General features: G+C 68.3%; 19 protein-coding genes. 2 read left to right on the forward strand and 17 right to left on the reverse strand.

The genetic code is table 11. The annotated features are described in order from the left end of the window. Positions 1 to 34: 34 nt before the first annotated feature. The 17 genes from H8R02_RS08390 to H8R02_RS30765 form a co-directional block, all read right to left on the reverse strand. On the reverse strand, positions 35 to 1072 hold the full coding sequence (locus tag H8R02_RS08390; RefSeq protein ID WP_187080935.1) for a tetratricopeptide repeat protein: 1038 nt from the start codon (positions 1070 to 1072) through the stop codon (positions 35 to 37). Further along, on the reverse strand, positions 1069 to 1485 hold the full coding sequence (locus H8R02_RS08395) for a cytochrome c-type biogenesis protein (protein WP_187080936.1): 417 nt from the start codon (positions 1483 to 1485) through the stop codon (positions 1069 to 1071). The genes H8R02_RS08390 and H8R02_RS08395 overlap by 4 nt, the downstream gene beginning before the upstream one ends. Next, on the reverse strand, positions 1482 to 2009 hold the full coding sequence (locus H8R02_RS08400) for a DsbE family thiol:disulfide interchange protein (protein ID WP_187080937.1): 528 nt from the start codon (positions 2007 to 2009) through the stop codon (positions 1482 to 1484). Before H8R02_RS08400 ends, H8R02_RS08395 begins: the two co-directional genes overlap by 4 nt. After that, positions 2006 to 3961 carry a heme lyase CcmF/NrfE family subunit gene (locus tag H8R02_RS08405; RefSeq protein WP_187080938.1) on the reverse strand — a complete coding sequence of 652 codons (1956 nt, stop codon included), beginning with the start codon at positions 3959 to 3961 and terminating at the stop codon, positions 2006 to 2008. The genes H8R02_RS08400 and H8R02_RS08405 overlap by 4 nt, the downstream gene beginning before the upstream one ends. Then, positions 3958 to 4404, reverse strand: a complete 447-nt coding sequence (gene ccmE / locus H8R02_RS08410; RefSeq protein ID WP_187080939.1) for a cytochrome c maturation protein CcmE — start codon at positions 4402 to 4404, stop codon at positions 3958 to 3960. The genes H8R02_RS08405 and ccmE overlap by 4 nt, the downstream gene beginning before the upstream one ends. Then, positions 4401 to 4595, reverse strand: a complete 195-nt coding sequence (gene ccmD, locus H8R02_RS08415) for a heme exporter protein CcmD (RefSeq protein WP_187080940.1) — start codon at positions 4593 to 4595, stop codon at positions 4401 to 4403. Before ccmD ends, ccmE begins: the two co-directional genes overlap by 4 nt. After that, entirely contained in the window at positions 4592 to 5350 is a 759-nt protein-coding gene (gene ccmC, locus H8R02_RS08420) for a heme ABC transporter permease CcmC (RefSeq protein WP_187080941.1), read from the reverse strand. Before ccmC ends, ccmD begins: the two co-directional genes overlap by 4 nt. Next, the gene (gene ccmB / locus H8R02_RS08425) at positions 5347 to 6012 is read right to left on the reverse strand and encodes a heme exporter protein CcmB (RefSeq protein WP_187080942.1); all 666 of its coding nucleotides are present in this window, start codon (positions 6010 to 6012) and stop codon (positions 5347 to 5349) included. The genes ccmC and ccmB overlap by 4 nt, the downstream gene beginning before the upstream one ends. After that, on the reverse strand, positions 6009 to 6668 hold the full coding sequence (gene ccmA / locus H8R02_RS08430; protein WP_187080943.1) for a cytochrome c biogenesis heme-transporting ATPase CcmA: 660 nt from the start codon (positions 6666 to 6668) through the stop codon (positions 6009 to 6011). The genes ccmB and ccmA overlap by 4 nt, the downstream gene beginning before the upstream one ends. Positions 6669 to 6736: 68 nt before the next feature. Further along, positions 6737 to 7351, reverse strand: coding sequence for a NapC/NirT family cytochrome c (locus H8R02_RS08435; RefSeq protein ID WP_187080944.1), 615 nt, complete (start codon positions 7349 to 7351; stop codon positions 6737 to 6739). Beyond that, positions 7332 to 9731, reverse strand: coding sequence for an MtrB/PioB family decaheme-associated outer membrane protein (locus H8R02_RS08440; protein ID WP_187080945.1), 2400 nt, complete (start codon positions 9729 to 9731; stop codon positions 7332 to 7334). Before H8R02_RS08440 ends, H8R02_RS08435 begins: the two co-directional genes overlap by 20 nt. 16 nt (positions 9732 to 9747) lie before the next feature. Continuing rightward, on the reverse strand, positions 9748 to 10809 hold the full coding sequence (locus H8R02_RS08445) for a DmsE family decaheme c-type cytochrome (RefSeq protein ID WP_187080946.1): 1062 nt from the start codon (positions 10807 to 10809) through the stop codon (positions 9748 to 9750). Between the two features lie 19 nt (positions 10810 to 10828). Continuing rightward, complete coding sequence (locus tag H8R02_RS08450; RefSeq protein WP_187080947.1) at positions 10829 to 13150, reverse strand: MtrB/PioB family decaheme-associated outer membrane protein; 2322 nt, start codon at positions 13148 to 13150, stop codon at positions 10829 to 10831. Positions 13151 to 13165: 15 nt separating this feature from the next. Continuing rightward, positions 13166 to 14104, reverse strand: a complete 939-nt coding sequence (locus H8R02_RS08455; RefSeq protein ID WP_187080948.1) for a DmsE family decaheme c-type cytochrome — start codon at positions 14102 to 14104, stop codon at positions 13166 to 13168. A 4-nt stretch (positions 14105 to 14108) separates the two neighbouring features. Then, entirely contained in the window at positions 14109 to 14453 is a 345-nt protein-coding gene (locus H8R02_RS08460; RefSeq protein WP_187080949.1) for a c-type cytochrome, read from the reverse strand. Positions 14454 to 14556: 103 nt separating this feature from the next. Continuing rightward, positions 14557 to 15216 carry a response regulator gene (locus H8R02_RS08465; RefSeq protein ID WP_187080950.1) on the reverse strand — a complete coding sequence of 220 codons (660 nt, stop codon included), beginning with the start codon at positions 15214 to 15216 and terminating at the stop codon, positions 14557 to 14559. Beyond that, positions 15213 to 17249, reverse strand: coding sequence for a PAS domain S-box protein (locus H8R02_RS30765; protein ID WP_187080951.1), 2037 nt, complete (start codon positions 17247 to 17249; stop codon positions 15213 to 15215). The genes H8R02_RS08465 and H8R02_RS30765 overlap by 4 nt, the downstream gene beginning before the upstream one ends. Before the next feature lie 78 nt (positions 17250 to 17327). Between H8R02_RS30765 and H8R02_RS08475 the strand changes: the two genes are divergently transcribed. Both H8R02_RS08475 and H8R02_RS08480 read left to right on the forward strand, forming a co-directional pair. Next, complete coding sequence (locus H8R02_RS08475) at positions 17328 to 18008, forward strand: 2OG-Fe(II) oxygenase (RefSeq protein ID WP_187080952.1); 681 nt, start codon at positions 17328 to 17330, stop codon at positions 18006 to 18008. 50 nt (positions 18009 to 18058) lie between these two features. Continuing rightward, entirely contained in the window at positions 18059 to 18283 is a 225-nt protein-coding gene (locus tag H8R02_RS08480) for a hypothetical protein (protein WP_187080953.1), read from the forward strand. Positions 18284 to 18346: the final 63 nt, after the last annotated feature.

Below are 18346 nucleotides of genomic sequence, written 5' to 3' on the forward strand. Positions count from 1 at the left end.
CGATTATGCCAATACAGGCATAATCGCGTCAAGCTCATCGCACGGTGTCGACTGCAACTTTCAAGCCGGATGCACCCACTTTGACGGTCTGCACGGCCGACACGAGGTCTCCCGCCTCCGCCTTGGCCTGCCCGGTCTTCGACACACGCGCCTCGACCTCCACCTCGGCCACGCCGGAGATGCGAGCCTGCGGGCTCATGGCGAGCGAGTCATCGAGGGTGAACTTCAGCGGGAGTTCGGCGACGCGGGCGCGCATCACGGCGACAGGCATGCGGGTGCCAATGGGGCGCGCGATGATCATCACGATGTCGTCGGGCCTGGCGTTCGCCTTCACCGATGCAGCGAGTTCGACCGTGCCGGAGACACTGGAGCCCGAGGGCGCGGCGGCAGCAGCGGTCTGCACCGGTGCCTCCACCGGCAGCGCCGGCTTGCCCGCACGAGCACGCGCATCGGCCAGTGCACCACGAATCTCACGCGCATCGTCGCCATCGGCGGGCAGCAGCTTCTGCAGCTTCTCCCACGTGGCGACCGCACGGTCGTAGTCCTTGCGCTGCAACGACACGGTGCCGGAGAGCCACAGGGCCATCGGGTGGTTGGGGTCGACCTTCAGCGCCTGCTCGATCAGCTGCGCGGGCTTGCCCTGCAGGTTGCCGCCCGCGACCGAGCCGGCGGAATCCGCATAGTTGGCGAGCTCGCCCGCATCGTCCTTGATCGCAGGCATCGCCTTCTCGTAGGCTTGCGCGGCGTCGGCGGCACGGCCCATCACCTTGTACGAGCGCGCCAGGAGGGCCCAGCCCTTGGCGTCGCCGGGGTTTGCCGCCATCTTGGCGGCGAAGTCGGCGACCATCTTCTCCACTTCGGCCTGCTGCGGGTCCTGCGCGGCATGTTCACCCAGGGCAGACGGGTTACCCAAGCCGAGATACATCAACGAAGCCGCTACAGGGATCGCAAGGGCGCCACCAAGCAGCGTCTTCGTCGGTCGCGCAAAACCGCGCGCGAACACGAGCGGCCGCAGCGTGAGGAACATCGTCGCCAGCGCCAGCGCGGCGGCGGTGAGCAGGAAAGCGGTCATGTCGTGGCCTCTTCGTCGTCAGGCCGGCGCGCGTTGGCGCGCAGGTGTTGGAACAGCACGGCGACGGCACCGGCCAGGATCAGGAACGGCCCCACCCACAGCAGGATCGTGGTGGCCTTCACCGGCGGGCGGTACAGCACGAAATCGCCGTAACGCGACACCATGTACTCGCGGATCTCGTCGTCGGTCTTGCCCAGCTTGATCTGCTGGCGGATCTGCGCGCGCAGGTCGTTGGCCAGTTCCGAGCGAGAGCCCGCGAGGGATTCGTTCTGGCACACGAGGCAGCGCATCTCCTCGGAGATCACCAGCAGGCGCTGCTCGATCACCGGGTCTTCGGCCATCGAAACGGCTTCCTTTGCGTGCGCCGATGCAAACACGGCCAGCGCCATCAGCAAAACGATGAGGGCTCTCATGACGCGTTGAGCTCCTTGATCAGCGGCAGGATCGTGTCCTTCAGCGCCTCGGGCGTGATCGGCCCGATCTGCTTGTGGCGGATCACCCCGTGCTTGTCGATGATGAAGGTCTCCGGCACGCCGTAGACGCCGTAGTCGATGCCGACGCGGCCGTCGATGTCCATCGCCGACAGCGTGTAGGGGTCGCCGTTCTGCGCCAGGAACTTCATCGCGTCCGGCCGCTGGTCCTTGTAGTCCAGGCCGATGACCGGGACGATGTTGGCCTTGGAAAGTTCGACCAGCAGCGGATGCTCGACGCGGCACGCGACGCACCACGAAGCCCACACGTTGAGCATCCACACCTTGCCCTTCATGTCGGCCGGCGAGAAATTCTTGTCGGCGACGAGCTGCGGGATGGCGAACTGCGGCGCGGCCTTGTTGACCAGCGGTGACGGCACCTCGCGCGGGTTCTTGGTCAGGCCCACGCCGAGGAAGCCGGCGAGCACGACGAACAGCGCGAGCGGGATGAGGTACTTGGCTTTCATGGGGCACTGCCTTGCAGCGCGGCGGCTGCGGGGACTTCGGTGGATTCCTTCACGGCGCGGCGGCGGCGGCGGTCGGCCAGCGCGCAGACGCCGCCCAGCGCCATCAGCACGCAGCCGCCCCAGATCCAGTCCACGAAGGGCTTGTAGTAGACACGCACGGCCCAGGCCTGCTTCTCCAGTGGCTCGCCGAGCGACACGTAGACGTCGCGGGTGAAGCCGGTGTCGATGGCGGCTTCGGTCATGGGCATCTCGGAAGAGAAGTAGTTGCGCTTCTCCGGTTGCAGCGTGCGCAGTACCTTGCCACCCTGCAGCAGCTCGAAGTCGCCGCGGGCCGCATCGTAGTTGGGGCCCTTGACGTTTTTCACGCCGAGGAAGCGGAATTCATAGCCGCCCACGTGCACCGTGTCGCCCGGCTCCATGCGCACGTCCTTCTCCTGCTGGTAGCCGCCGACCATGGTGACGCCGACGACGAAGACGGCGATGCCGAAGTGGCCCAGCTGCATGCTCCAGAAGGCAAGCGGCGGGCGGCCGGCGCGCAGGCGCTTGACGGTTTGCACGATCGTGAGGCCACCGACCCAGAAGGCCAGGCCCATACCCAGCGAGGTGAGCACGGTCCACTCGCCCATGAGGACAGGGATGCCTGCCGCCGCAACCACGGCCACCGCACCCGCGAGGCGCAGCTTGCGCGCGATGTCGGAGAGCTTCGCCTGCTTCCAGTTGGCGAAGGGCGCGATGCCCATCAGAACCAGCACCGGCACCATCAGCGGCACGAACACCGCGTTGAAGTACGGCGGGCCGACGGAGATCTTGCCGACGTTCAGCGCGTCGACGATCAGCGGGTACAGCGTGCCGAGCAGCACGGAGGCCGAGGCCACCACCAGCATCACGTTGCCCAGCAGCAGCATGGTCTCGCGCGACACGAGGTCGAAGCGGCCGCCGAGGCCCACCTTCGGCGCGCGCCAGGCGAACAGCGCCAGCGAAGCGCCGACCACCAGCACCAGCAGCACCAGGATGAACACGCCGCGGCGCGGGTCGCTCGCGAACGCATGCACCGAGGTCAACACGCCGGAGCGCACGAGGAAGGTACCGAGCAGCGACAACGAGAAGGCGCCGATGGCCAGCAGCACGGTCCAGTTCTTGAACGAGCCGCGCTGGTCGCTCACGATCAGCGAGTGCAGCAACGCCGTGCCCACCAGCCACGGCATGAACGAGGCGTTCTCCACCGGGTCCCAGAACCACCAGCCGCCCCAGCCCAGCTCGTAATAGGCCCACCAGGAACCGAGCGCGATGCCCAGCGTGAGGAAGATCCACGCGGCCATCGTCCACGGCCGCGACCAGCGCGCCCAGGTGGCGTCGAGCTTGCCACCGAGCAGGGCCGCGATGGCGAAGGCAAAGGCGACGGAGAAGCCGACATAACCCATGTAGAGCATCGGCGGGTGGAACACGAGGCCCGGGTCCTGCAGCAGCGGGTTCAGGTCGCGGCCGTTCGGCGCGGCGGGCAGCAGGCGCTCGAAGGGGTTGGAGGTGAAGAGCACGAAGAGCAGCAGGCTCACGGCGACGAGGCCCAGCACGCCCAGCACGCGCGCGACGGTGGCGTCGTCGAGCGAGCGCGAAAGCTGCGCGACGGCGAAGGTCCAGCCGGCGAGCATCAGCACCCACAGCAGCAGCGAGCCTTCATGGCCGCCCCACACCGCGGAGAGGCGGTACGGCGTGGGCAGTTGCGTGTTGGAGTGCTGCGCGACGTAGCTCACGGAAAAGTCGTTCGCGTAGAAGCACCACGCGAGCAGGCCGAACGCGAGTGCGACCAGCAGGAACATCGTCTGCGCCGCGGGCCGCGCGAGCGCCATCCACGGCTTGCGACCGAGCTGCGCGCCCGCGAGCGGCAGCGTGCCGAGCACGCACGCGACGCACAGCGCGAGGATCAGCGCGAAATGGCCCAGTTCGGCGATCACTTCTTCGCTCCTTGTGCGTCCTGCGCACGCTTGGCCTGGTCCACCGCATGCTGCGCGGCGGGCGGCATGTAGTTCTCGTCGTGCTTGGCGAGCACTTCGTTCGCGGTGAATTTGCCGCTGGGGTCCAGACGGCCCTGCACCACGGCGCCCTTGCCTTCCTTGAACAGGTCCGGGAGGATGCCGGTGTACTGCACCGGGATCTCGCGTGCGGTGTCGGTCACGACGAAGTGCACGGTGAGGTTGTCGCGGCGGATCGAGCCCTCCTTGACCATGCCGCCGATGCGGAACACGCTTTCCTTCGGCGCCTTGCCGGCCGCCACTTCGCTCGGCGTGACATACAAGGCGATGTTGCTGTTGAGGGCGTTGAGCACGAGCGCCGAGGCCACCCCCAGCGTCAACAGCCCCGCGGCGATGATCGCGCCGCGCTTCTTCCAGTTCTTCACGTCGGCTGCTCCTGCAGTTCGAATTGTTCGGCGCGTGCGCGGCGGCGCAGCTGGCGCAGGGCCGCGCGACGGCGTTGCGCCAGCATCAGCGGCTCGGCCACCATCACCAGCAGCGCGGCGCCGAAGCTGCCCCACACGTAGAAGCCATGGCCACCCATGGCGAGGAAATCGGAGAGGGAACCCCAGTTCATGCCACGACCTCCTTCAGGGCCACGCGGCGCACCCAGTCGGTGTGCGACTCGCGTTCCAAGATCACGGCGCGCACGCGCGTCAGCGCGCAGGCGATGGCATACATCCAGAAGCACAGGGCCATCAGGATCATCCCGAGGAACATGGTCTGCGCCATCGACGGCGCCTTGGTCAGCGACACGGACGCGCCTTGGTGCAGCGTGTTCCACCACTTGACCGAGAAATAGATGATCGGCACGTTCACCACGCCCACGAGCGCGAGGATGGCGCCGGCCTTGTCCGCGCGGCGCGGGTCGTCGATGGCGGCCTGCAGCGCCATGAAGCCGAGGTAGAGGAACAGCAGGATCAGCTCGGAAGTCAGCCGCGCGTCCCAGACCCACCACGTGCCCCACATCGGCTTGCCCCAGAGCGCGCCGGTCCACAGAGAAAGGAACGCCATGAGCGCGCCGGTGGGCGCGAGCGCCTGCGCCATCATCGACGACAGGCGCGTGTTGAAGGCCAGGCCCGCGGCGGCCCACGCGGCCATCACGCAGTAGATGAACATCGACATCCACGACGCGGGCACGTGCACGAAGATGATGCGGTAGCCCTCGCCCTGCACCGCGTCGGTGGGCGCGACGAAGAAGCTGACCCACAGGCCCGCCGCGCCGAACAGCAGGGCCAGCGCCCAGAAGAAGGGGATGAGCTTGCCCGCGGCCGGGTAGAAGGTCGACGGGCTGGAGAACCTGAACCAGTGGATGATCTTGTGCGTACTCATTCGAGTGCGATCCTCAATGCGGCGGTGGAGGCCCACGGCGCGAAGAACAGGGAAGTGGCGAACAGCGCGCCCAGCAGCGACAGGTGCCCCTCGGCGCCCGTGCCGCCGATCTGCGCATGCACCGCACCCGCGCCGAAGATCAGCGCGGGGATGTAGAGCGGCAGCACCAGCAGCGACAGCAGCGGCCCGCCGCCGCGCACGCCCAGCGTGAGCGCGGCGCCGATGGAGCCGATGACCGACAGGATGGGCGTGCCGATCAGCAGGCCGATGGTCAGCACGCAAAGCGGCTCGCCGCGCAGGTCGTACTGCACGCCGAGGATGGGCGCGAGGACAACGAGGGGCAGCCCACACACGATCCAGTGCGCGATGTTCTTGCCCAGCACCAGCAGCGGCAAGGCACTGGGCGACAGCAGCATCTGCTCCAGCGTGCCGTCGGCATGGTCGGCGGCGTACATGCGCTGCAGGCCCAGCATCGTGGCGAGCAGCGCGCCGACCCACAGCACGCCGGGCGCGATCTTGCGCAGCAGCGCCGGCTCGGCGCCGATGCCCAGCGGGAACAGGCTGGTGACGATCACGAAGAAGAACAGCGCGGTCAGGATCTCGGCCTTGCGGCGCATGGCCAGCAGCAGGTCGCGGCGGACGATGGTGACGAGGGCTTTCATGCCTGCACCGCCTGCATCTGCGCCACGGGGCGGGCGACCGGTTGCGCGCCATGAAGCGAAAGGTCGACGACCACAGCGGCTTCGAGCGGGATCTCCTGGTGGCTGGTGAGGACGGCCATGCCGCCTGCCGCCAGATGGTCACGGACGATCCCGGCCAGCATCTGCACGGCGTTCACGTCCAGCGCGGTGAAGGGCTCGTCGAGGATCCAGAGCTTCGCCTTGCGGGTGAGCGTGCGGGCCAGCAGCACCCGGCGCTTCTGGCCGGCGGAGAGGAATCGCACCGGCAGGTCTTCACGGCCCGCCAGCCCGAACCGGCGCAGCGCGCGCTCGGCGTCGGCCACTTCCAGCACGTCGCCGTCCAGGCCCGCGGCCAGCTGCAGGTTCTCCAGCGCGGACAGGTCTTCCTTGACGGCGGGCTGGTGACCCAGGTACATGAGTTCGCGGCGGAAGGCTTCGCTGCCGATGGGCTCACCGCCCCAGAGGATCTCCCCCTCGGCGGCGGGGCTCAGGCCCGCCAGGATGCGCAGCAGGCTGGTCTTGCCCACGCCGTTGCCGCCGCGGACGTGCGCCCACTGGCCCGCGGACAGCGAAAAGCCGACCCCTTCGAACAGGGGCCGGTCGCCGCGGATGCAGGTCAGGTGGCGGGCGCTCAACATGAACCCGATTGTTCGGGCCGCCTCCCGCCGGACGGTTGACGTGGGTCAACCCCGGCCCACCCCACCCCTCACTCGTCAGGGTCTTTGTATTCCTTCGGCAGCTTGTGCGCGATGCCCTTGTGGCAGTCGATGCAGGTCTTGCCCTCTTCCCGCGCCTTCATGTGCTTCTTGTAGGGCGTCTGCTTCTGGTACTCGGCGCTCATCGCGTCGAAGCTGTGGCAGTTGCGGCACTCCTGCGAGCCGTTCGCCTTCATCCGCTCCCACTCGTGCGTGGCCATCTCCATGCGGTGCTTCTCGAACTTCTCCTTGGTGTCCACGTAGCCGGTGAGCTTGCCCCACAGCTCCATGCTCGCCTGCATCTTGCGCTTCATCTTCGGGCCCCACTCGTGGGGCACGTGGCAGTCGGAGCACTTGGCGCGCACGCCGCTTCGGTTGCTGAAGTGGATGGTCTCCTTGTACTCCGCGTAGACGTTCTCGCGCATCTCGTGGCACGTGGTGCAGAACTCCATCGTGTTGGTCATCTCCAGGCCGGTGTGGAAACCGCCCCAGAAGAGGATGCCGCCGACGAAGAACACCACCCCGAGCACGAGCACGGAGTATTTCGTGCTCGGGCGGTTCAGCGCAGCCCAGGTGCGGCGGATGAAGCCGCCGCCCCCGCCGTCATCACCGGAAGCTGTGGACATAGGTCACGCTCACTGCGTTGACGCTGTAGTTGGGCGACGTCATGCCCGGCCCGATGTAGGCCTGCACGGCGGTGATGCCGAACAGGTCGAACTGCGGGTCGCTCGAACGCAGGCGCCGGTGCTGCCAGCCGAACTTCACGGCCGACTGCTTGCTGAACGAGTACACGGCGCCGAGGCGGAAGTCCGTCATGGTGCTCGTGATCGCGGGCATGTTCTGCGCGAGCACGTACACGTTCTGCGACACGCCGTTGCTGTAGTACGTGCCGCCCGTGAAGTCGATGTTCGTCTTCGCGCGCGAGTACGACACGTCCGCCGTCAGCGTGAGCTTGCCGCCCAGGAACTGCGTGGACTTGGCACCGAGGCCCACCGTCCACACGTTGTCGCCCTGCTGGTAGCTGTACTGCCGGCAGCTGTCCGTCAGGTAGTCGGTCGGCAGCGCGGCGGCGTTGCTGTACGGCGCGCAGGTGCCGGCCGCATGGGGCGTGGTCGGCGCCGGGTTGGTCGCGACGCGGGCCACCGGGATCTGGTAGTTCTCCACGCGCGTCTTGGCCGTCTCGTAGCTCACGAAGCCGTTGAAGCTGAGCTTCTCGCTCGCGGTGTACGTGCCGTCGAGGTTGAAGGCCTGGCTGCCGGTCTTCTTCACCCCGTAGGCCGCCGGGAAGCGGTCCTCGATGTAGTCCACTCCGGCCTGCAGGAAGACCTGCTCGCTGGCCTGCACGTCCACGGTTGCGCGCAGCTTGTCGCGGTTGCGGTCGTTCAGGAAGAACTGGCGGAAGCCCGGCACCTCGCTGAAGAAGCCGACGTTGGCGGACGAGCCGGGGGCGTTGACCGTCGGCTCCTCGTAATCGTGCGCCTTGCGCCGGCCGTGCTGGTAAGTCACCTGGCCCGTCACCGCGTCGCTGAACGCATGGCGGTAACCGAGCTTGAACACGTCCTCGTCGGCGCGCGCCGAGGCGAACGGGTTGCTCAGCTCGTCGGAGGTCGGGTGGTTGCGCGAGTCCGCCGTGCGTTCGATGCGGATGTGCTCGTAGCCTGCGGTCACCGACTGCGCCGGCGCGATGTTGTAGCGGCCGTCGAGCGACAGCGTCTGCTGCTTGCGGTTGAGCGGCACGTTGCTGAACGTGGTCCCCGCGCTCGGGGTGGCGGTGTTGTCGCCCTGCACGCCGACCACGTAGGTGCGGATCGGCGAGCGGTTGTCGCGGTGGTCCAGCTTGTACGCGGCGTTGATGTCCAGGTCCTTCATCGGGTTGGCCGTCAGGCGCGCCACGAGGTTGGTCTGGGTTTCGCGCGAGTTCGACGCCGCGCCGGGCACCGACCAGCCGGCGACCGACTGGTAGTAGAACGGTTCGTCCTGCTTCATGGTGCTGCGCGAGCCGGCCACCACGAGCTTGAGCGTCGGCATGAAGCGCCAGCTGCCGTCCAGCGTCCACTGGTGCATCGTGTTGTCGGGCGCGCCATTGCCCATGATGCGGTTGTTGATGGTGACGTTGTTGGCGAACGGGTTTTCCGCCGTGAACGTGTCCACGCTGTTGCGGTAGCGCGAGACGTTGTAGCCGACGCCCACCTGTGCGTCCTTGCTGAAGGTGTAGCGCATCTGCGCTTCGGCAATGGTCGTCTCGCTGTCGATCGGCTCGGCCAGCAGTGCGCCGCGGAAGCCGCCGAACGCCATGCCCGTGAGCTTGGTGCCGTCCTTGCGTTCCTGCCGCGCGTTCAGGCTCACTGACAACTTGTCGGTGAGGTTGACCTCGCCGCCCAGGCCCAGCTTCTTGCGGATGGTGCCGATGTCGGCCTGCTGCGACAGCGCGGGGATCAGCACGCCGGGGCCCTGCCCCGTGGTGCCGGTGGCGAACGGGGTCTGGACGTTGTTCCAGTTCGCCAGGCCCGCCGTGCCGGTGCGCGCGGACGCCGCCGGGTAGCCCGCGGGCAGCACCAGCGTGGTCGTGCCAACGCCACGCCACAGCGACCGGTAGGTGTCGCTGAAGTTGCGCTCCAGCTCGTCGTAGTCGAACCGGATGCGGTAGCTGCCCTGGTGCGAATACTCGCCGCCGAGGCTGCGCGCGTTCGTGCCCAGGTTGTTGCCGAAGATGCGCCAGCGCTGCGTGCTGCCGCTGTCGCGCTCGTAGCCGGCGCCGCCGCGGATGTCCACGTTGGCGTTGAGGCGGGCGCCCTTGTCGTCGAGGCCGTTGTACTCGCCGAACTTGGCGGAGCCTTCGTCGACGTAGATGACGCCGATCTCGACGTTGTTGGTCGGCTTGGTGAGCTCGGCCACCGCGGGGTCGTCGGCGGCATGGGCGATGCCGACGCTCGCGAACACGGCGAGGGCGCCATGCACCGCGATCACCGAGGCACGAAGGGCCAGGGGGGGCTTGCGGGATGTCATTTTCTTCCTCCTCGAATCAGCGGATCAGGTAGATGCCGCCCGGGTGGTTGGACCCGTGCACCGCCTGGTGGCAGTTCACGCAGCCGCGGTAGGCGGCCTGGACCGGCGGGTTGTTCTTGGTCACCGCGGCGCCCGTGAGCGGGTTGACCGGGTTGGTGGCGCTGATGGGCGACTGGTTGATGTTGGCGATGACGCCGCCCGGCAGGCTCGCGCCGCTGTAGATGTTGCCGGGGTGCGGCGTGGTGTTGCCGTGGCACTGCTGGCACAGGAACGGCGGGCGCACCTTCAGCAGCGGGGCGACGGTGGAGCCGTGCGGCGTGTGGCAGTTCATGCAGTCGTCGTTGGCCGAGGCGTGGTTCCAGAGGAACGGCCCGCGCTTCTCGGCGTGGCAGTTGAAGCACGTCTCGTTGATCGTGTTCTTCTTCACCAGCTTCGGGCCGGCGGAGCCGTGCGGGTTGTGGCAGTCGGAGCAGGCCACCTTGCCGGCGTCGATGGGGTGCGTGCTGATGCGGTGCGTCTCGGCGCGCTGCTTCTTGTGGCAGGTGTAGCAGACCTCGCCCTGCGTGTTCTTGGCCATCACCTTGTCGGCAGGCTTGTGGACGCTGTGGCAGTCGTTGCAACTCACGCCCTGCTGCTGGTGCTGGCCGCCGTCCCAGTGCAGGCGGTTGCCGCCCGTGTGGCAACTGATGCAGGTCTCGCCGCGCACCTTGTCGTGCGCCTGCGGGTAGCTGCCGCCCTTCTTGAAGGCGATGTCCACCGGCGGGCGCTTGTCGTCGCCCTTGGCGCCGGGCTTGCCCTTGACGTGCTGGTCGCTCTCGCCGTGGCAGGTCTGGCAAACGGGCGTGCGGGCGTCGCCTCGCACGCCGTGCTTCGTCTGGTACATCTGCAGCACGGGGGCGTTGTCGCTCTCGTCGTGGCACTTGGTGCAGACGGCCTCCTTCTTCAGCTTCTCCTGCGCGGTGGCCGCGCGCGCGGCACCGCCGCTGCCCATATCGGGCAGCGCCGCCAGCGCCGGTTGGGCCAGCCCCACGCCTGTGAGGACGGCAAGGAGCGCGAACGCCCTGCGGATCGTTTTCATGGGAACCTCCTGTGCTCTCTCATCTGAACTGGTACGTGTAGCTCACGGCCACGGTGTTGGTGCGGTACTTCGGCGCCGACATGCCGGTACCGATGTACGCCTGCACGGTCGTGATGCCGAACAAATCGAACTGCGGGTCCGACGACTTCAGGCGCCGGTGCTGCCAGCCCACGCGCACCGCCGAATCCGGACGGAACTGGTAGCGGGCCGCCAGGCGCACGTCGGTCATCGTGCTGGTGATCGCGGGCATGTCCTGCGCGGCGATGAACTGCGGCGGCGTGGCCGTGTTGTACGTACCGCCGCGGAAGTTGTAGTTGGTGCGCGCGCGCGAATGCACGAGGTCGGCCGACAACGTGAGCTTGCCCTCCATGAACTGCGAGGACTTCACGCCGATGCCGGCTGTGAGGATGCGGTCGGCCTGCGTCACGCCCCATTCGCGGCAAGGGTCGGCCATGTTGCCGCCGGTGCCCGCCGCGGCCGTTGCCGGGCACGCCGGGTTGGGCGTGTACGTCAGCGCCGCCGTGGTGATGTTGTAGTGGTCCTGCCTGGTGCGGCCGTCTTCCCAGGTGACGAAGCCGTTGAGCGCCAGGTCGGCGTTCACGTGGTAAGTCGAGTCCAGGTTGAACACCGCCATGCCGGCCTTCTTCAGGCCGTAGCGAGAGGGGTAGCGGTCGTCCTGGTATTCGACGGCGGCCTGGACCGACCAGTCCTTCGTGAAGGCATGGTCCACCGAGGCGCGCAGCCGGTCCTGGTCGCGCGCGGCGAGGAAGAACTGGCGGAAGCCCGGCACCTGCAGGTACACGGGCGGGCTGCCCGTCGGCGGGAAGTCGAAGTAGTCGCGGGCGTTGCGCTGCGATCGCGAGTAGGAGATGCGAGCGGCGGTGTCCTCGTTGAACTCGTGCCGGTACGCGGCGCGCAACGTGTTCTCGTTGGCCGCGCCGGACAGGAACGGGTTCTCCTGTGTCGGCAGCACCACGGCCGGCGGGTCGACGCTGCGGCGCACGCGCTGGTGTTCCACGCCGAGCGTGACCACCCGGCCCTGCGCGATGGCGTACTGCGCATCGACCGTGAAGTTGGCCTGCTTGCGGTTCTGCGGCAGGTTGTTGACCGCGCGTGTGCCGGTTACCGGCACGGTCGGCGCATCGGCCGCGACGAAGGAGAACGTGCCGGTCGGCGTGCGCGAGTCGCGGTGTTCCCAGCGGAACGCCGCGGTGATGTCCAGCTGGTCGTTGACCACGTGGAACACGCGCGTCGCGAAGTTCTCCTGCAGCTCCTTGGCGTTGGCGCTCGTTCCCGCCACCACCTGGCCGGGGCCGGGCTGGTAGTCGAAGCGCTCGTCCTGAGACTTGCGCGCGTACGAGCCGCTGACGGTCACGCGCGTGTCCGGCCGCATGCGCCAACCGCCCTCCAGGTTCAGCTGGTGCATCTGGTTGTCCGGCGGGGAGCTCAGGACGGCCAGGTTGTTCTGCACCGCATTCACGAAGAACGGGTTTTCGGCGGACCACGCCTTCACGCGGTTGTGGAAGAACGAGCCGAGGTAGCCGACGTTGAACTGCAGGTCGTCCTTGGCGTACTTCAGGCCCGCCTCGACGACGTCGGTGGTGCTGTCGATCGGCTCGGGCGCCGAAGCGCCGCGGAAGCCGCCGAAGGCCACGCCCGTGAGCTTGGTGCCCTCGCGCTTTTCGGTCCGCGCGTTGGCGCTGAAGGTCCAGAAGGGCGAGAGCTGCAGCTGGCCGGCGAGCGTGAGGCGCCTGCGCTCGGTTGCAAGCGCGGCGGTCTGCAGCGCCGCGGGGATGGTGACGGCAGGGCCGCCGCCCGCGCCGGTGGCGGTCTGGATGTTCGTGTACGTGGCCGCAGTACGCGCCGCGGCCGCCGGGTAAGTGGAAGGCAGCGTGAGCGTCGACGTGCCCGCGCCGTTCCAGACCGTGCGGTAGTCATCGATCGCATTGCGGCGCAGTTCGTCGTATTCGAAGCCAAGGCGCAGCAGGCCTTGCTGCGCGTATTCGGCGCCGATCGTGCGCACGGGCAGGCCGAGGTTGTTGCCGAAGACGCGCCAGCGCTCGACGCTGCCGCTGTCCTGCTTGTACGCGTTGCCACCGCGCACCTCGAAGTCCAGCAGCGGCCGCACGCCTTCGCGGTGCAGGCCGTTGTACTCGCCGTACTTGTACGTCGGTTCGTCGACCCAGTAGCCGCCGATGTCGAGGTAGTTGGTGGGCATCACAATCTCGGCCGCGGCGGGGTCGAGGGCGGCGGCCTTGGGCGCGTCCTGCGCCCAGGCCTGGCAAGAGAGGACGGCCAGTGCGATGGCGGTCAGCGCGATGGGCGGGCGGGAGTTCTTCATGGTCATCTCCGGTGCCTAGCGCAGGAAGTTGCGGCCCGCCGGGTGGTTGGACCCGTGGATCGCCTGGTGGCAGTTGAAGCAGCCGCGGAACGCCACTTGCACGGGCGGGTTGTTGCCCACGGCCGGTGCGCCCGGAAGCTGCGCGCCGCTGTAGATGTTGCCGGGATGGTTGGCGACCTCCGCGTGGCAGCGCTGGCACAGCCACGGGCCGCGCACCTTGAGCAGCGGCGCCACATTGCTGCCGTGCGGCGTGTGGCAGTTCATGCAGTCGTCGTTGGCGGACGTGTGCTGCCACAGGAAGGGCCCGCGCTTCTCGGCGTGGCAGTTGAAGCAGGTGTCGTTGACGTTGGCGCGCTTGACCAGCTTGTTCGAGTTGGTGCCGTGCGGGTTGTGGCAGTCCGAGCAGGTGACCTTGCCGGCCACGATGGGGTGCGTGGAGATCTTGTGCGTCTCGGCGCGCTGCGTCTTGTGGCAGCCGTAGCAGACCTCGGGCTGGGTCGCCTTCGTGAGCACGTTGTCCTTGGGCTGGTGGACCTTGTGGCAGTCGTTGCATGCGAGGCCGGCCCGCTGGTGCTGGCCGCCGTCCCAGTGCATGCGGTTGCCGCCCTGGTGGCAGGTCATGCAGCTCTGGCCACGGGCCTTGGCATGCGCGGTGGGATACGCACCGCCCTTGTTGAAATTGACGTCCGGCGACGGCCGGTTCTTCTCCTGCGTGGCGTGCGCGGTGCTCTCGCCGTGGCAGGACTGGCAGGTGGGCGCACGCGAATCGCCGCGCACGCCGTGCTTCGTCTGGTACAGGAAGAGAGGACGCGACTCCGTCTCGTCGTGGCACTTGGTGCAGATCGCATCCTTGGCGAGCCGCGCCTGTGCCGCGGCGGCGTCGGGTGCGGCGTGTGAAACGCCCGCGCCCGACAGCAGCGCGAGAAGGGTGATGAGCGTCCTCAGGAAGCGCATGGCACTACTGCGCGAGGATCCACTGCACCAGGTTCTTCACCTGGTTCATGTCCTTGGGCGGGGAGGTCTTCACGATCTTGTGCTCCTCCTCGTGGCCGTCGGGGAACTTGGCCTTCTCGCCCGTGGTGAGGTGCGTCACCAGCCTGGCTTCGGAATCGGCCTTGCCCTTGTACTTGGCGGCGATCTTCTTGAAGGCCGGGCCGTCCTTTTCCTTGTCCTTGCTGTGGCACTTGGTGCAATTGTTCTGGCGCATCAGGGCTTCGGCGGCGTCGTTGTCGACGGCGGCCTGCGCGCCCACGGACAGCAGCAGCGCGGCGGCTGCGGTGATTGCAATGCGAATCGCTTTCATTTCGTGTACCTCTTCGAACAGTGATTGCGTTGTTCGAATGGTCGGCCACATGGGCCTTCAGCGATATCGGAACCGGATCAAACCGGTCATCGGATAACTCTGATTACTCGCGCGCCGTGTCGAGAAGACCATGGTCGATCGCGTAGCGAACGAGGTCCACCTGGTTGCCCAGCGACAGCTTGGCCAGGATGTGCGACTTGTGCGTGCTGACGGTCTTGATCGACAGCGACAGCTCCTCGGCGATCTCGGTGAGCGAGGCGCCGCGCACGATGCGGTTGAAGACGCCGTACTCGCGGTCCGACAGGCGCGTATGCGGCAGCTCGGTGCCGCCCGGCGTGGTGTCCGTCGCGAGCAGCTCCGCGACATTGGCGCTGACATAGGCGCCCCCCGAAGCCACCTTTCGCATCGCGGGCAGCAGCAGGTCGCCGTCGCTTTCCTTCGAGAGGTAGCCGCTCGCGCCGGCGCGGATCGCGCGCACCGCGTACTGCTCCTCGGGGTGCATGCTGAAGACGAGGATGCGCAGCCGAGGCTGCTCGGCGCGCATCAGCTTGACCAGCTCGAGGCCGCTGCGCCCCCCCGGCATGGACATGTCGAGCACGACGAGGTCCCACGCGCGCTCGCGCACCCGGGCCAGCGCCTCATGGCCGTTCGAGGCTTCACCGGCGAGTTCGAAGTCCGGCGAGTCCGCCAGGATCTTGCGGAAGGCGTCGCGGATGATCGCGTGGTCGTCGGCGACGAGGACCTGCCAGCGCGTATCGCTCATGCAGGCTCCTCTTCGACGACGTCGTCGTGCAGCGGCAGCCGCACTTCGACAGTGGTGCCGCGGCCCGGGCCGCTGTCGATGACGAGCGAGCCCCCGAGCGACATGGCGCGCTCGCGCATGCTCACCAGGCCGATGCCGGTGGCCTGGCCCTGCTCGTGCGGCAGGCCCGTGCCGTCGTCGCGCACGCGCAGGACAAGGTCGGAGTCTTCCAGCGTCAGGTGCACGTCCACGCGCTTGGCGCGCGCATGGCGCACGACGTTGGTCAGCGACTCCTGCACGATGCGGTACAGCGCTGTCGCCATGGCGTCGCTGGCCACGCGCGATGCGGCGGGCGTGTCGATCTCCACCACGAGCCCGCTGCGCTGCGCGAACTCCGTGGCCTGGAAGGCGAATGCCTCGTCCAGCGTGCGGTCGTCCAGCACACGCGGGCGCAGCTCGGTCGCGATGCGGCGCACGGAGGTGATCGCCGTGTCGAGCTGGCGACGCATCGTGTCCACTTCCTCGGCCGTCGCATGCTTGCCGCCCTTGACGCGCCCGCCCAGCCAGGACAGGCCCAGCTTGAGGCCGGTGAGCTGCTGGCCGAGCTCGTCGTGCAGTTCGGACGCGATGCGCGTGCGCTCCTCCTCGCGCACGTTCTGCAGCGAGGTGGACAGCGCGCGCAGCTGCCGGTTCATCTCGCGCAGCTCGCGCTCGGCGCGGTTGCGCTCGGTCACGTCGCGCAGCACGGCGGTCACCTGCGGCTTGCCGTCGACGATGGTGTGGGAGATGGTCGACTCCACCGGGAACTCGGTGCCGTCCGAACGCAGCGCCGTGGTCTCCACCTGCGGCGCCATGCCGCGCGACGGGCTGCCCGAGCGCACGAAGTCACGGATGTGGCCGGCGTGGCGGCCGCGCGCACGCGCCGGGAGCAGCCGCTCCAGCGGCGTGCCGATGGCTTCCGCGGCCATGAGCCCGAACATGCGCTCGGCCGCGGGATTGAAGAGGATGATGTTCTGCGACTCGTCGACGGCGACGATCGCGTCGAGCACCGAATCCACCGTGCGGTGGTAGCGGTCGCGCGTTTCGCGCAGCGCCTGCGCGAGCCGCGCCTTGCGCTGCATCTCGCGCGACAGCACCATCGCCGAGATCAGGATGAACAGGCACACCAGGACCGCGCCGCCGACGATGGGCATCGACTGCTCGCGCCAGGACGCGAGCACCGGGTCTTCGTCGCTCGTGACGCTGACCACGAGCGGGAAGCGCGGCACGCCCGCGAGTGCGTAGACGTGCTCGCGGCCGTCGCCGCTCACGTGCGTGACGAGGCGCACGCGGCTGTCGCGCGCATCGAGCTTGACGCCGCCCAGCTCCGGCGGGCGGTCGCCCACGAGGTTGTCGCGCTGCGGCACGCTGGCCACGAGCGTGCCGTCGGCCAGGTACAGCGCGAGCGGGCGCACGTGCTCGATCTTCATCCACGCGTAGAAGTGGTCGAAGCGCGGGATGTTCATGGTGACGACCGCGACGCCGCGGAAACGCCCCTTGAGGTCGGTGAAGGCGCGGCCGAGACGCATGGTCCATTCGCCATTGGCGGCCCGCACGGGGCGGTCCACGTACAGCAGGTCGGTGCCGCCCGTGGCCAGCGCCTTGAACAGCTCGCCCCGTGCGATGCTCGTGCGCGAGGCGTCTTCCGGGCTCGACGTGTTCACGACCTGCCCCTCGCTGTCCGCGAGCACGAGCTCGGCGAGGTTGGGTGCGCCCGAAAGGCGGGCCGCAAGCAGCAGGCGCACCGCGGGGCCGTCGAGCGCGAGCGTCGCCCCGTAGGTGGTCTGCATGCGCTCCTGCACGCCGCGCAGCACGGCGTCGGCGCCCTCGAAGGTGCGCTGCGTCTGCTCGCGGAACATGTGCGCCACGCTGGCCGTGTCCAGCCGCGCGCGCTCCAACTCCCGTACGCGCATCTGCCAGAGTAGCAGCGTGGTGGCCAGCACGATGAGCGCGACCGTCAGCCAAGCCAGTGCGGCAATGGCGTGCGAAGGGCGGTCGGTGTCGGGGGTGTCCACGGCGGGATGATGTCGGCCTGCCGCCGGGCGGCCGTTGACGCACGTCAAGCGGCGCTCAAGCCTTGGTAACCTGACGGGATGAGCGACGAGAACACCCCGACCGACCGGCTGCCCCTCCAGTACCTCCTGCCCACCGGCCTGGAAGACCGGGGCGGCCACAGCGTGCTCGCCTGGCCCGCAGGCCTGGGCCCGTTCGGGCAGATGCAGGACATGACACTGAACGAGTCGGTGTCGTCCGTGCTCTGCGTCCCCGGCGTGCTCTCGGCCGCCGAATGCGACGCCGTCAGCGCCGCCGGCAAGGCCCTGCCGCCGATCGACGGGCGCGTGGAGCTGGGCGAGGACACTTATCGCGTCAGCCACATCGCCTGGATCGAGGCGACCGAGGCGCAGCACTGGCTGTACCACAAGCTCGGCGCCCTCTTTCGCCAGGTCAATGCCCGCTACGGCTTCGACCTCGTCGGGATGTTCGACGCGCTGCAGTACACCGAGTACGGGCCGGGCCAGCACTTCGACTGGCACATGGACATCGGACGCGGCCAGACCAGCCTGCGCAAGCTGTCGATGACGATCCAGCTCACCGACAGCGGCGACTACGACGGCGGCGACCTCGAGCTGGTGGGCCTGGGCGCGAACCCGCAGGCGCGCCACCAGGGCACCGCGGTGTTCTTCCCCTCGTACATGGGGCACCGCGTCACGCCGGTCACGCGCGGGCAGCGGCGCTCGCTGGTGGCGTGGGCTTCGGGCGCGCCTTTCCGCTGACCGACTTTTGTCTGATGGCGCGCCGGCGCGCGGCGCGGGACATTTCGGCCATGACCACGCCCATCTCCGGCAGCACCGCCGTCTCGCCAACGGCTACGACGGACACGCTTGCACCGGCCGACCCGCTCGCCGTCGATCAGTTCCAGGCTGCGATGGCGCCTGGCGGCGTCACCGACGCGCAGGTCGAGCAGGCGATCACCGAGGGCATCATGCGGCAGATCATCCTGGACACGCAGAAGCACTTGGAGCGGATCAAGGAAACGTTCCGCTCGTGAACCTCGCGCGAGTGCCCAGACTTCAGTCTGGGTTGCCTTGGCGATTTTCTTGAGTCTTCTGTC

The organism is Ramlibacter albus (assembly GCF_014297445.1).
GTDB lineage: Bacteria > Pseudomonadota > Gammaproteobacteria > Burkholderiales > Burkholderiaceae_C > Ramlibacter > Ramlibacter albus.

Excerpts from the sequence above, each read along its gene's own strand:
- H8R02_RS08390 (WP_187080935.1), bottom strand. The coding sequence starts at position 1,072 with ATGACCGCTTTCCTGCTCACCGCCGCCGCGCTGGCGCTGGCGACGATG.
- H8R02_RS08395 (WP_187080936.1), bottom strand. The coding sequence starts at position 1,485 with ATGAGAGCCCTCATCGTTTTGCTGATGGCGCTGGCCGTGTTTGCATCG.
- H8R02_RS08400 (WP_187080937.1), bottom strand. The coding sequence starts at position 2,009 with ATGAAAGCCAAGTACCTCATCCCGCTCGCGCTGTTCGTCGTGCTCGCC.
- ccmD (WP_187080940.1), bottom strand. The coding sequence starts at position 4,595 with ATGAACTGGGGTTCCCTCTCCGATTTCCTCGCCATGGGTGGCCATGGC.
- ccmC (WP_187080941.1), bottom strand. The coding sequence starts at position 5,350 with ATGAGTACGCACAAGATCATCCACTGGTTCAGGTTCTCCAGCCCGTCG.
- ccmB (WP_187080942.1), bottom strand. The coding sequence starts at position 6,012 with ATGAAAGCCCTCGTCACCATCGTCCGCCGCGACCTGCTGCTGGCCATG.
- ccmA (WP_187080943.1), bottom strand. The coding sequence starts at position 6,668 with ATGTTGAGCGCCCGCCACCTGACCTGCATCCGCGGCGACCGGCCCCTG.
- H8R02_RS08435 (WP_187080944.1), bottom strand. The coding sequence starts at position 7,351 with ATGTCCACAGCTTCCGGTGATGACGGCGGGGGCGGCGGCTTCATCCGC.
- H8R02_RS08440 (WP_187080945.1), bottom strand. The coding sequence starts at position 9,731 with ATGACATCCCGCAAGCCCCCCCTGGCCCTTCGTGCCTCGGTGATCGCG.
- H8R02_RS08445 (WP_187080946.1), bottom strand. The coding sequence starts at position 10,809 with ATGAAAACGATCCGCAGGGCGTTCGCGCTCCTTGCCGTCCTCACAGGC.
- H8R02_RS08450 (WP_187080947.1), bottom strand. The coding sequence starts at position 13,150 with ATGAAGAACTCCCGCCCGCCCATCGCGCTGACCGCCATCGCACTGGCC.
- H8R02_RS08455 (WP_187080948.1), bottom strand. The coding sequence starts at position 14,104 with ATGCGCTTCCTGAGGACGCTCATCACCCTTCTCGCGCTGCTGTCGGGC.
- H8R02_RS08460 (WP_187080949.1), bottom strand. The coding sequence starts at position 14,453 with ATGAAAGCGATTCGCATTGCAATCACCGCAGCCGCCGCGCTGCTGCTG.
- H8R02_RS08465 (WP_187080950.1), bottom strand. The coding sequence starts at position 15,216 with ATGAGCGATACGCGCTGGCAGGTCCTCGTCGCCGACGACCACGCGATC.
- H8R02_RS08475 (WP_187080952.1), top strand. The coding sequence starts at position 17,328 with ATGAGCGACGAGAACACCCCGACCGACCGGCTGCCCCTCCAGTACCTC.
- H8R02_RS08480 (WP_187080953.1), top strand. The coding sequence starts at position 18,059 with ATGACCACGCCCATCTCCGGCAGCACCGCCGTCTCGCCAACGGCTACG.